Origin of the sequence: Staphylococcus sp. HMSC06C11, assembly GCF_001808345.1 — a bacterium.
GTDB classification, from domain to species: Bacteria; Bacillota; Bacilli; order Staphylococcales; family Staphylococcaceae; genus Staphylococcus; species Staphylococcus capitis.
Genome location: NZ_KV793036.1, coordinates 159,416 through 171,954, shown reverse-complemented (window position 1 = coordinate 171,954; position 12,539 = coordinate 159,416). Strand labels below are relative to the sequence as shown.

Here is a 12,539-nt window from a genome sequence, read left to right as displayed (position 1 = left end):
GCTTTTTCTTCTGTTGATGCTTGTTCAGTTGTATCTTTAGTTACATCAACTTGTTCAGGAATATCAGATTCATTTGAATTTGCAGAAGATTGTTCAATAGTTTGAACATTACCTTTTACTTTACTTGCATCTGAACTATCATCTTGCTTTTGAGTTGTGTTATTCTCAGCGGCTTCTGCTTGATCATTTGCAACACCGAAAATTAAAGTAGCTCCTACTAAAATCGAAGCTGTCCCTACAGTGAAACGTCTAATTGAGTACTTATTAAGCTTGTTTGGAAGAAAATCGAGCTTCTTCTTCGAATTTTTATTCATACAATTAACCACCCCTAAAAATTAGTTAGATACGAGTATCTATTTTGAAATTACCATACCCGCTATTATATATCAATTTAGAAAAAGTTTTTTTGTTAAAATTTTGTAAAATTGATTAGATTCTAATAAATAACCTTTGAATTAAATACCGTATAAATTGATTTAGGGAGCGAGACTACAAATTCAAAATAAATGTTGCCCCACTCCCATATTTTTAAAATATCAACTTAATGATTGCAATGACGATTAAAATACTTACAATCCCTTTTTGAATAGAATCAGGTATTTTTTGCCCTATTTTCATGCCTAGAGGCGTAAATAGTATACTACCTAAAATTAACGGTATTGCACTATTGATAGGAATATAACCCTGTAATAATTTAATAATAAATGCTCCAATAGAAGAAATGAATGCAATTACAATACTATTTGTAACAACCATATTCATTGGTAATTTAAATATAACAAGTAGTACTGGAATAATAATGAATGCTCCACCAGCTCCTACAATACCAGATACTAAACCGATGATACCACCTATTGTAATTAAAAGTACGCGATTAAACTTAATATGACTAGTAGATGGTGTGACTTTAATAAACATTAGAATAAGAGCTAACAAAGCAATAATTATATAAATTACATTAACAAACTGACTATTAAATACAGTTGCTAATAACGCACCTAGAATACTACCTATTACCATTCCACTTCCCATATTAAGTATAAGCGTTCTAGAAAAATTTTTATTTTTATATGCTTTTAAAGATCCACTCAATGTACTAAAAAACACCTGACTTGAAGTTAATCCTGAGGCAATATAAGCACTATAAGTAGGTAAACCAAATAATGGTGGTAATAATAAGAGAGCAGGGTAAATAACAATGGCTCCCCCTATACCGACTAATCCAGAAATAAATCCTCCTAATATACCAATAACTAACATTACTATAATTACTGTTATACTTATCATTTACTTTTTATTAATAATTCAACAGCTTCATTAATTAGTGCCTGAGAATCTTCACTATTTTCTTCAGACATTTTGACGCATTCTACTAAGTTCTCGCTAATAATAATACCCATTAAACGTTGAATAGAACTTTTAGATGCACTTAATTGACTAATGACGTCTTTACAATTTTTTTCTTCCTCCATCATTTTAATCACACCATTAAGCTGTCCCTGTATGCGATGAATACGATTAATCATCTTTTTATTATATTCCAATATATTTCACTCCACATTAATTTTTAATAATTACATCATATTGATTAAATTTTATTTTGTCAAATACCCCCATATGTATTTGACAAACTATCTAATCCATTATAATATACCCCTATAGGTATTTGAAAGGAGGCTATTATGTCACAATATAAAACGAAACACATTAATGATTTCACTAAAAAAGAATTACAAGAATTGGGTTCTAAGGGTCAATTAATTGATGCCCGACAACCTGAAGAATATGAATTAGGGCACATTAAAAATGCATTATTACATTCAGTTGAAAACATAGAAAATTTTAAACACGATCGCAATAAAACTTACTATATTTATTGCAAAAGTGGTAATAGAAGTAGAAAAGCAAGTCAATTTCTTGCACAACGCGGATACGATGTGGTGAATTTAGATGGAGGTTATACCGCATACGAACAACAACATCATAATGATAATTTATCTAAAGTAAAAGAAGATAAAGAAATTCAAATCAAAGACAATCGTAAGACGTTTAATTATAGTAATCTACAATGTCCAGGACCTATTGTTAATATTAGTAAAGAAATCAAAAACATCGCTATTGGTGATCAAATAGAAGTCGTTGTGACTGATCACGGGTTTTTAAATGATATTAAAAGTTGGATCAAACAAACTGGACACACACTTGTTAGACTCAATGATTCTGGTAATGAAATTCGCGCTATTATTCAAAAAGAAGAAAATAAAAATATAGAAGTGACGCACACGAAAAATGGAACAACGATTGTTTTATTTAGCGGTGAGCTAGATAAAGCAGTTGCAGCAATGATTATTGCTAATGGTGCTAAAGCCGCAGGTAGAGATGTAACCATTTTTTGCACATTTTGGGGCTTAAATGCACTTAAAAAAATTCAAAATCAACGCATTAAGAAAAAAGGTATCTCAAAACTTTTTGACTTCATGCTTCCAAATTCACCAATTAAAATGCCTATTTCTAAAATGAATATGTTTGGTTTAGGAAATTTAATGATGCGTTATGTCATGAAAAAGAAAAATGTCGATGATTTACCTTCTCTTATCAATCAAGCAGTTGAACAAGGTGTTAAACTTATTGCTTGTACAATGAGCATGGATGTTATGGGCATTACAAAAGAAGAACTACGCGATGATGTAGAATACGGTGGCGTAGGTGCATATATTGGATATACAGAACAAGCTAATCACAATTTATTTATATAATTAGAAAGGAATGATATTATGTTTTTTAAACAATTTTATGATAAACATTTATCTCAAGCATCTTATTTAATCGGGTGTCAAAAAACTGGAGAAGCCATGATTATTGATCCTATTCGTGACTTATCTTCATATATTCGAGTTGCCGATGAAGAGGGTTTAACCATTACTCATGCAGCTGAAACACATATACATGCAGATTTTGCTTCAGGAATTAGAGATGTTGCTATAAAGTTAAATGCTAATATTTATGTATCGGGTGAAAGTGATGACACATTAGGTTATAAAAATATGCCTAACCACACTCATTTTGTTCAACATAATGACGATATTTATGTAGGAAATATAAAATTAAAAGTGCTTCATACACCGGGTCACACGCCAGAAAGTATAAGTTTTTTACTTACTGACGAAGGTGCTGGAGCACAAGTTCCAATGGGACTATTCAGTGGTGATTTTATTTTTGTAGGAGATATCGGTAGACCTGATTTACTAGAAAAAGCGGTTAAAGTAGAAGGATCATCTGAAATAGGCGCAAAACAAATGTTTAAATCGATTGAAAGTATTAAAGACTTGCCAGACTACATTCAAATTTGGCCTGGTCATGGCGCTGGTAGTCCTTGTGGTAAATCTTTAGGTGCTATTCCAACATCTACGCTTGGCTATGAAAAACAAACGAACTGGGCTTTTTCTGAAAATAATGAAGCTACCTTTATCGATAAACTCATTTCTGACCAACCTGCACCACCACATCATTTTGCACAAATGAAAAAAATTAATCAATTCGGTATGAATTTATATCAACCTTATACGGTTTATCCAGCCACAAATACAAACAGATTAACTTTTGATCTCCGCAGTAAGGAGGCTTATCATGGTGGACATATTGAAGGTACAATCAATATTCCATATGATAAAAATTTCATCAATCAAATTGGCTGGTATCTAAACTATGATCAAGAAATTAACTTGATTGGAGACTATCACCTTGTTTCAAAAGCAACACATACTTTACAACTTATTGGATATGATAATGTGTCTGGATATCAGTTACCACAAGCTCAAATTCAAACACAATCTGTTCATAGTAAAGATATAACTGGTAATGAAGCACATGTTTTAGATGTACGTAATGATAATGAATGGAATAATGGCCACTTATCTCAAGCGGTTCATGTACCACACGGCAAACTTTTAGACACAGATTTACCTTTCAATAAAAATGATGATATTTATGTACACTGTCAATCTGGCATTAGAAGTTCTATAGCTATTGGTATTTTAGAGCACAAAGGTTATCACAACATTATTAATGTAAATGAAGGTTACAAAGATATACAACTTTCTTAATAATTACATTTATACTAATGAAGAAGGACTATAAGTAGTTAGATATAGCTTATAGTCCCTTTTTATATTATTGGATAAACTAGTAGTTAATCATACTTATTTTCATGTACACTCATTTCCAATCTCAAATGCAATAGCACATCATTATTATCAAATCCTTCTTTTACACGCTTATGAAAATCACTTATACCTTCAAACACTTTTGCTTTAACATGTTTGCCATGTTCGTCTCGTTCAAATGGTTTATCATATTGTTTTATAAATGAAGATATTATATCTAACTTTTCTGTAGTTATAGTATTCTGAGTATTATCATAAAAATTATTTGAATAATCTTTTTTCCATGTATTTACAACATCGAATAAATTACTAAATAAATTATTATACATATCATTTGAAATATGCGCGAACTCACTTCTTAATATAATCGTTAATTCGTTATTAAGTGTATTTAAGTTCTCAATATAATTAAAATGATTTTCCACATTAATATAGCCGAATTTAGATGGTGTATTATCACTCGATCTCACTACTGTTCTAATCCTCAATCAATTAGCGGATTCTGAACGATACGGTGCTGTATATCTTGTAAATCTATTTTCTAATATTAAAATCCCAGAGAACCTTAAACATCTTATTCATACCGTTCAGGTCAATGGTTGGATTTACTAAAAGAACAAGTGAATCATCAAGATATCTTAAAAGATTCAGAAGGTACTGTGAGATTAATTAACCGTCAACATCATTTTCTGTACTCAAGCGTCTTCTGTCCATTTGGACAAGAAGGAGATTTACCAGATGACCAAACAATTGATAATACGTTAGCAACGTACGTGTGAAATCTGATAAAGAACAAGCCAATATCCATGTGAGACTTTCAGATGTACATCCTAATGGTAAGAAGACTTTAATCACAAGAGGACAGTTCAACATCAATCATCATAAGAGTCACAAATTTCCAGAAGCCTTACCAATTGATGAATATGTAGATGTTGAGTTCCCATTAGATGTAATCGGTTATCACTTACCGAAAGGACATCAACTAGAAGTTTCAATGGCACCAACATATTGGCCTCAAGTTTGGCCTTCTGCAGAAGTTAATTTAACACATTCAAATATTGAAGTGTCTTATGTGAATGACTTCAAAGCAGTTACTTTAAACTATCCACATTCAGAAACAGCAGAACCTTTAGAGAAAGAAGTTATCAGAGAAGGTAGTCGAACAAGAAATGTGATTAAGCAACTTACTGAGGATAAGTGGGGCTTAGCGGATTATTTAGAGGAAGGTTTAAGAAACTTACCGCATTTAAATATTACGTATGGTACAGAAAACTATAATGACTTTGTGATTGTCGAAGATGACCCATTATCTGCTTATGTTAAATGTACCTGGGATGTAGTGGTCAAAGATGATGACATCGATACAAGAGTCAAAACGATTAGTGAGATGTGGTGTGATGAAACTTACTTCTATCTCTATAATAAACTTATTGCTTATAATAATGAGCAGCACTGCTTTGAAAAAGAATGACACAAAAAATATAAAAGAAACTTTTTATAAAATCAAGAGGGTAGGATGAGACATCCCGCCCTCTTTTCTGTTTCTTTCTACTTATTACATTAAACCTTTTAACATACCGTACCAATAAATTCTTGGTAGAATATCTTTCTTCAAGATATACATACTTCGACGTTCTTTCGCTTGGTTAAATGGCATTGTTTCTCTTGGTTTTTTATTATAATCAAATTCAGCTAACATCATTGTGTTATAGCTTGTGACAATCGGACATGATGTATAACCATCATAGTGATGTGTCAGCATTTCGTTATTCATTACTTGTAGTAAGTTCTTCACAACAACGGGTGCTTGTTTTCTGATAGCAGCACCTGTTTTAGATGTTGGTGCGTTAGATGCATCACCTAATGAGAAGACGTTGTTGTATTTCTTATGTTGCATTGTCGTAGGATCTATATCTACCCAGCCTACTTTATCTGCTAAGTCACTTTCTTTAATCACATCTAAAGGTCCCATTGGAGGTGTCACATGTAACATTTCATAATCTAATGTTTTTGTTTCGCCTGTTTCTAAGTTTTCAAATGTTGCTTTTCTTTGTTCACCATTAATTTCGATTAAGTTATGTCTATAATCCACATCGATGTTTCGTTCATCAATAATACGTTCTAATGTCTTTTTATATTTTGGTACATCGAAGATTCCAGGTTTTGCGGTTTCAAAGATAACATTCGCTTGATTACGCATGTTATGTTTTCTGAAATAATCGTCTGCTAAAAACATAATTTTCATAGGTGCGCCGCCACATTTCACTGTTGTATTTGGGTTTGTGAATATCGCATTGCCACCTTTAAATTGAGACAATTGTTTCCAAGTTTCTCCCGCATATTCGGGCGCATAGTTAGAGCATACGCCATTTTTACCGATATTTTCTTTTAGTCCTTTAATATCAGACCAATTTACTTGGATACCAGGGCATACCACTAAATAGTCATAGCTGACTTGTTCTTCATTATCTAATTGAAGATTATTTTCTTCAGGATTAAATTTCTGAACCGCTTGTTTAATCCATCTCACACCTTTAGGTAGAACTTGTTTCATGCTTTTACGTGTAGACTCTAAAGTCGATACACCTGCACCTACTAATGTCCATAGTGGTTGATAATAATGATTAGTCGCTGGATCCACAATTGCGATTTGTCCTCTTAAACTTTTATCTTGTCTTAATAGTTGCGCTGCCACTGTAATACCAGCAGTGCCACCACCAATAATGACCACTTTGTAATGTTGCGTCATGTTTAACACGTTCCTTTATCTTATAATTCGTCACTATTTAATCTTTCTAAAAATACCTATAAGGGTATATTAAAAGATAAAATATGATTTGTCAAATACCTATAGGGGTATTAAAGAAACTTAATTAAAAACATAAATAAAGGAATAATTAAATGAGTAGTTATAAAGAAAAAGTTAATAAAAAAATTAAAGATTCTAAAAAATATATTGAAAATAATGATATGAAAAATGTATCAAAAAATAAATTACAATCGTTTCTACAAGGGTTGAAAAATGGTAATAGATTATCAGTAATGATTGCATCATTCTTACTTATGCTAATATTATGGGTTCCTATGATGTACGGTAGCATGACATTAAGCTTGTTCACAGGACAAGATGGAATGTCAAATAAAGAACTTAACGGTTTACAACATCGCTTAGATGATAGATATCAAAAAATGTATGGGGAGTAATTAAAATGACATTAGCCAAAGGTATTATATTAATTTTATTACAGTTATTTTGTGTGTTTTTAGCAATTCAAATAGATTTAGCAGTAGGTGGACTTTCATTTATTACTATATTTATAATAGGTTTTGCTTTATTTGCTATTATATATTTAGCCTTCTTGTATCCATATTGGAATAAAAATTAGTAATTTTTAAGTTAAACAAGTATTTTATCTTGAAAAAAGCTTACATTATTTAAACAATCTCTTTTATATGAACTTATTGTATCACGAACTAATCATCCTATTGAAAAATCTCCTCATGATCATTAATTATTGCGGTCCAACGTGTTGATGACACGTTGGACCTTTATTTGAATTTATTCATAAATATATATTATCTTCGTGGAGGTGGATACTATGGTCGAAACCATTGGTTATGTACGTCAAAGTACACTAAAACAACAAAGCTTAGCCACTCAGAAATCCCTCATTATAGACACTGCTAAGCAATATGGATGGTCCAATGTAACATTTTATGATGATAAGAAAACAGGTCGACATACAAAACGTTCGGGCTATCAAAAATTGGTAGAAATGATTACATCTGGAAAATGTAAAGTATTATGTTGTTATCGTCTGAATCGACTCCATCGTAATTTGAAAAACGCTATACAATTCTTTGAAATTTGTAAAAAGCATCACGTCACAATCATCAGCGTGAATGATGGCTATTTTGACTTATCTAAAGATTTTGATCGCTTTCGCCTAAACATACTTATGAGTCTAGCAGAAATGGAATCGAACAATATTAGTGAACAAACACAAAATGGTATAAGGGAAAAAGCCAAACAAGGTAAGTTGATTACAACACATGCCCCTTTTGGCTATCGTTATAGAAAAGGCCGCTTTATTGTACACAAAGAAGAAGCTTATATAGTTAAAATAGTTTATCGTTGGTATTTACAAGGCCTGGGTTATAAGAAAATTTCTCAAAAGTTGGATAAAGATATGAATTTTATTTCTCGTAAGCCCTATCAAGTTAGAAATATTCTCTTGAACCCTAACTATTGTGGTCGTGTCATTAATAAATATGGAACGTTTAATGATATCGTTCCACCTATTATTAATGTTGATACGTTTGAGGAAGCACAAGAGCGTCGTATTCATAAACAACACAATCGATCCAATTCTAGAAATAAGTTAAAGCGACGAATCAAATGTCCTTACTGTCAATCAACATTAACAAACTTAACGATAAAAAAAGAACATCGTTCTCTACGTTACTATGTCTGTCCTAAAAATATGAATGAAGCTTATCATACGTGTCCATTTAAAGGTATCAATGCGCAAATGATTGAAACAGAGGTCCTCAACACTTGTAAAGCATATTGTAACAATCAGTCATTTCATGACAAATTAAATGAGACAATACTAAAAGTTCTAAAATACCAACAAATGAAACACAGACAATCACATCTAACACAAGAACAACTCATCGAAAAGCTAGCACAAAATCAAATTGATATCGAGACGTTTAAACATTTATCTGCTGGCTCTGAAAGTGAAGAACGTTACTCTAATTATTCACATAAACAAATTGCCGAAGCAATCCGTCATGTAATCAAAGATAAATTGACATTAGAAAACATAGCACCTTTGATTGATGACATTAAGATAACTCAAACTAAACAATTAAAAGAGATCTACTTTAAAAACAGTCGACTTAATATCGTTGAACAATCACATTTAATAACTCCTGAAAGGAATGAAGTCATATGACACAACTCAAAAAGAAACGTATTGGATTATATGCCCGTGTATCAACTGAAATGCAAACCGATGGTTACAGTATTCAAGGTCAATTGAACCAACTCAAAGATTATTGTCAATTTCAAGGCTATGAAGTTGTTAATGAATATACCGATCGTGGTATATCTGGTAAAACAACCCAACGCCCTGAACTGCAACGTATGTTAAAAGATGCAAACGACGGTAAGTTAGACTGTATTATGGTCTACAAAACCAATCGTTTAGCTAGAAATACCTCAGACTTACTAAATATTGTCGAAGAATTGTATAAGATTAATGTCGAATTTTTTAGTCTCACTGAAAAAATAGAAATTGCCAGCTCAACAGGTAAATTGATGCTCCAAATTCTTGCTAGTTTCTCTGAGTTTGAAAGAAATACAATCGTAGAAAACGTTTATAACGGTCAAAGACAACGTGCCATTGAAGGTTATTACCAAGGTAATTTACCTCTAGGCTATGATAAAGTGCCTGATAGTAAAAAAGAGCTCATGATCAATCAACATGAAGCGAATATTGTTAAATATATTTTTGAGTCATACGCCAAAGGTCATGGTTATCGTAAGATTGCGAACGCATTAAATCATAAAGGTTATGTGACTAAGAAAGGGAAACCTTTTAGTATTTCATCCATTACCTACATCATCTCAAACCCTTTTTATATTGGAAAGATACAATTTGCGAAGTATAGACACTGGAGCGATAAAAGACGAAAAGGACTCAATGAAGAACCGATTATTGCAGATGGTAAGCATGCACCTATTATTGATAAAGCTTTATGGGATAAAGTACAGTTTAAACGCCAAGAGAGTCGCAAGAAACCACAAGTTCACGGTAAAGGGACCAACCTACTGACTGGCATTGTAAAATGTCCAAAATGTGGTGCAGCAATGGCCGCAAGTAATACAACCAATACTTTAAAAGATGGCACTAAGAAACGAATCAGATATTACTCATGTAGTAATTTTCGTAATAAAGGTTCTAAAGTATGTTCGGCCAATAGCATTAGAGCAGATGTATTGGAAAAATACGTTATGGATCAAATATTGGAGATTATCAAAAGTAAAAAAGTATTGAAGCAATTGGTTGAAAAGATAAATGAAAACAGTCAAATAGACGTCTCTTCTTTGAATCATGATATTGCCTATAAACAGTCACAATGTGAAGAAATAAAAGCCAAAATGCATACACTAACGAAAACCATTGAAGACTCACCTGACTTAAATAGCGTATTGAAACCAACAATACTTAGCTACCAAGATGAATTGAATCAAATAAATAATCAAATACATCAACTAGAACGAGATAAACAAGCGGAAGCTCCACATTATGATGCTGATATGATTGCCAACGTACTACAAGCTATATTCAAAGACATTAATAAATTAGAGAAATCGCAGTTGAAATCACTCTATCTGACGGTTATCGATCGTATTGATATCCGAAAACATGAACATCATAAGAAGCAATTTTATGTTACGCTCAAATTGAATAACGATATTATTAAACAACTATTTGATAATCATCCACTCGACGAAGTGCTCCTTAGCACTTCGTCTTTATTTTTTCCCCAAACACTATATCTTACTATTTAGCTAATAGAATCATTGTTTTGACAATAATCTTTCTTATCTTCTTTCACTTATTTTATCTAACCATTTTTAGAATTCTCTTTATCAATTTCAATAACACTTATCTAATGAAACAGTCATTGTCGTAATTTTTTTCATAACTACACGATGCTTATATTGAAATTGCTAAAGAACATCCCACGATGATTTTTTACCGGGAAAGGAATGGGATTTGCAGATTCGAAGAAGCAGAAGGATTGTGCAAGCACAATCCCAAAATCCCGTTATTCTTTATAAATAAATAATATATATAAGGAAATAGTGACCCAGCACAATTATTAATACTTATAAATAATGAGTTGATTGTTCGTCAAAATGAGTGGGATTCCGGGATTTCCTTGTTACACCAACGTTTATCACGGGTTTTTGATTGGAATTTTCTCTTATTCCCACCGGGATTCGTAATAAATGATAAATCAAATATATATTATCTCAGTGATGTATATGAAATACATCACTATCACACTATCTAGGAGGCAATAATATGCAAACAACCACTCAAGAACTCAAACAATATATAACTCGTCTATTCCAACTATCTAACAACGAAACATGGGAATGTGAAGCACTTGAGGAAGCAGCAGAAAATATTCTACCGGAACGTTTTATTAATGGTTCTCCACTTGCACATCTTACACTTGAAACTTATACCTACTATAACGATGAGCTACATGAGCTAAGTATCTATCCATTTCTAATGTACGCCAATAATCAACTCATCAGTATTGGTTATCTGGATCATTTTGATATGGACTTTCTATACCTTACAGATACTAAAAATACGATTATTGATGAACGTCATCTACTAAAAGAAGGAGGGAATAACCATGAATAATTGGATCAAAGTGGCACAAATATCTGTTACGATTATTAGCCAAGCGATTATCATCATGAAGGAAATTCAAGACGAGGTAAAATAATATGAAAATCAATCGCTACATCACAAGAGGCATTAGTGAACACCTATCTCTAGACCTTCAAATCTTACTTTGGAATATGGTAAAAGAAAGAGATAATCAAAGTCATACAGATTACCTACACATTTTTAGACTACAAGAAGATGAGAATATACTCTCAATTACACATGAACAAGAACAACCCGCATACAAATTGGAATATCACTATACAAACTATGAAAAAAATCAAATTGCATTACCTAAGAAAGTCTACGTTATTCGTGAAAATGACGTAGACACTTTTTATTATGTAATGCTTTTACCTGAAGAATACTAAAAGGAGTGACGATGATGAATACAATCAAAAGTACCATACACACAGAAGCGATTTTTAGCGATGATGAACAACACCGCTACTTACTCAAAAAGACGTGGGATGAAAAGAAACCTGCTTGTACAGTGATAACGATGTACCCTCATTTAGATGGTGTATTATCACTCGATCTTACTACTGTTCTCATTCTCAATCAGTTAGCCAATTCTGAGCAATACGGTGCTGTATATCTTGTAAATCTATTCTCTAATATTAAAACCCCAGAGAACCTTAAACATATTAAAGAACCTTATGATAAACACACAGACATCCACTTGATGAAAGCGATAAGCGAAAGTGAAACAGTGATTCTAGCTTATGGTGCTTATGCGAAGCGACCAGTTGTCGTCGAACGAGTTGAGCAAGTGATGGAAATGTTGAAGCCTCACAAAAAGAAAATTAAAAAGCTTATAAACCCAGCAACAAATGAAATTATGCATCCACTCAACCCTAAAGCACGTCAAAAATGGACATTGAAATAAGGGAGG

15 protein-coding genes and 1 pseudogene are annotated in these 12,539 nt (G+C 32.2%); 11 read left to right on the top strand and 5 right to left on the bottom strand.

Going from position 1 to position 12,539, the window contains the following annotated elements; genetic code table 11:
• The 3 genes from HMPREF3154_RS03520 to cstR form a co-directional block, all read right to left on the bottom strand.
• A partial coding sequence (locus HMPREF3154_RS03520; RefSeq protein WP_031811701.1) for a YSIRK-type signal peptide-containing protein occupies nucleotides 1-314 on the bottom strand: 314 nt, incomplete at its 3' end.
• A gap of 214 nt (nucleotides 315-528) precedes the next feature.
• Entirely contained in the window at nucleotides 529-1,287 is a 759-nt protein-coding gene (locus HMPREF3154_RS03515; RefSeq protein WP_000623680.1) for a sulfite exporter TauE/SafE family protein, read from the bottom strand.
• The gene (cstR, locus tag HMPREF3154_RS03510; RefSeq protein WP_000456194.1) at nucleotides 1,284-1,544 is read right to left on the bottom strand and encodes a persulfide-sensing transcriptional repressor CstR; all 261 of its coding nucleotides are present in this window, start codon (nucleotides 1,542-1,544) and stop codon (nucleotides 1,284-1,286) included. The genes HMPREF3154_RS03515 and cstR overlap by 4 nt, the downstream gene beginning before the upstream one ends.
• 138 nt (nucleotides 1,545-1,682) lie before the next feature.
• Here cstR and HMPREF3154_RS03505 point away from each other — a divergent pair, with 138 nt between their 5' ends.
• Nucleotides 1,683-2,756: a DsrE/DsrF/DrsH-like family protein gene (locus HMPREF3154_RS03505; RefSeq protein ID WP_070474360.1), complete on the top strand. Its 1,074-nt coding sequence runs from the start codon at nucleotides 1,683-1,685 to the stop codon at nucleotides 2,754-2,756.
• An 18-nt stretch (nucleotides 2,757-2,774) separates the two neighbouring features.
• Nucleotides 2,775-4,103 carry a persulfide dioxygenase-sulfurtransferase CstB gene (cstB, locus tag HMPREF3154_RS03500; protein ID WP_058649879.1) on the top strand — a complete coding sequence of 443 codons (1,329 nt, stop codon included), beginning with the start codon at nucleotides 2,775-2,777 and terminating at the stop codon, nucleotides 4,101-4,103.
• A gap of 86 nt (nucleotides 4,104-4,189) precedes the next feature.
• Here the strand turns inward: cstB and HMPREF3154_RS11505 are convergent.
• Nucleotides 4,190-4,609 (bottom strand): annotated as a pseudogene (locus HMPREF3154_RS11505) (hypothetical protein); the annotation flags it as partial.
• Between the two features lie 153 nt (nucleotides 4,610-4,762).
• On the opposite strand from HMPREF3154_RS11505, the gene HMPREF3154_RS03490 reads away from it, so the two are divergent.
• The gene (locus HMPREF3154_RS03490; protein ID WP_058649877.1) at nucleotides 4,763-4,942 is read left to right on the top strand and encodes a hypothetical protein; all 180 of its coding nucleotides are present in this window, start codon (nucleotides 4,763-4,765) and stop codon (nucleotides 4,940-4,942) included.
• Complete coding sequence (locus HMPREF3154_RS03485; RefSeq protein ID WP_058649876.1) at nucleotides 4,939-5,634, top strand: CocE/NonD family hydrolase C-terminal non-catalytic domain-containing protein; 696 nt, start codon at nucleotides 4,939-4,941, stop codon at nucleotides 5,632-5,634. Before HMPREF3154_RS03490 ends, HMPREF3154_RS03485 begins: the two co-directional genes overlap by 4 nt.
• An 84-nt stretch (nucleotides 5,635-5,718) precedes the next feature.
• Here HMPREF3154_RS03485 and HMPREF3154_RS03480 read toward each other — a convergent pair whose 3' ends face one another.
• Complete coding sequence (locus HMPREF3154_RS03480; protein WP_058649875.1) at nucleotides 5,719-6,912, bottom strand: FAD/NAD(P)-binding oxidoreductase; 1,194 nt, start codon at nucleotides 6,910-6,912, stop codon at nucleotides 5,719-5,721.
• 152 nt (nucleotides 6,913-7,064) lie between these two features.
• Here HMPREF3154_RS03480 and HMPREF3154_RS03475 point away from each other — a divergent pair, with 152 nt between their 5' ends.
• The 7 genes from HMPREF3154_RS03475 to HMPREF3154_RS03450 all read left to right on the top strand — a co-directional run bounded on the left by HMPREF3154_RS03475 (nucleotide 7,065) and on the right by HMPREF3154_RS03450 (nucleotide 12,533).
• Nucleotides 7,065-7,367, top strand: a complete 303-nt coding sequence (locus tag HMPREF3154_RS03475) for a hypothetical protein (protein ID WP_070474359.1) — start codon at nucleotides 7,065-7,067, stop codon at nucleotides 7,365-7,367.
• A 5-nt stretch (nucleotides 7,368-7,372) separates the two neighbouring features.
• A complete protein-coding gene (locus tag HMPREF3154_RS11500; RefSeq protein ID WP_172412331.1) occupies nucleotides 7,373-7,549 on the top strand; it encodes a hypothetical protein in 177 nt (58 codons plus the stop codon).
• 213 nt (nucleotides 7,550-7,762) lie between these two features.
• Nucleotides 7,763-9,124: a cassette chromosome recombinase CcrA gene (ccrA, locus tag HMPREF3154_RS03470; protein ID WP_058649873.1), complete on the top strand. Its 1,362-nt coding sequence runs from the start codon at nucleotides 7,763-7,765 to the stop codon at nucleotides 9,122-9,124.
• Nucleotides 9,121-10,746 carry a cassette chromosome recombinase CcrB gene (gene ccrB, locus HMPREF3154_RS03465; RefSeq protein WP_058649872.1) on the top strand — a complete coding sequence of 542 codons (1,626 nt, stop codon included), beginning with the start codon at nucleotides 9,121-9,123 and terminating at the stop codon, nucleotides 10,744-10,746. The genes ccrA and ccrB overlap by 4 nt, the downstream gene beginning before the upstream one ends.
• 520 nt (nucleotides 10,747-11,266) lie before the next feature.
• Nucleotides 11,267-11,617, top strand: coding sequence for an SAUGI family uracil-DNA glycosylase inhibitor (locus HMPREF3154_RS03460; protein WP_058649871.1), 351 nt, complete (start codon nucleotides 11,267-11,269; stop codon nucleotides 11,615-11,617).
• 86 nt (nucleotides 11,618-11,703) lie between these two features.
• Complete coding sequence (locus HMPREF3154_RS03455) at nucleotides 11,704-12,015, top strand: DUF960 family protein (protein ID WP_058649870.1); 312 nt, start codon at nucleotides 11,704-11,706, stop codon at nucleotides 12,013-12,015.
• 14 nt (nucleotides 12,016-12,029) lie between these two features.
• Complete coding sequence (locus tag HMPREF3154_RS03450) at nucleotides 12,030-12,533, top strand: DUF1643 domain-containing protein (protein ID WP_058649869.1); 504 nt, start codon at nucleotides 12,030-12,032, stop codon at nucleotides 12,531-12,533.
• Nucleotides 12,534-12,539 lie beyond the last annotated feature (6 nt).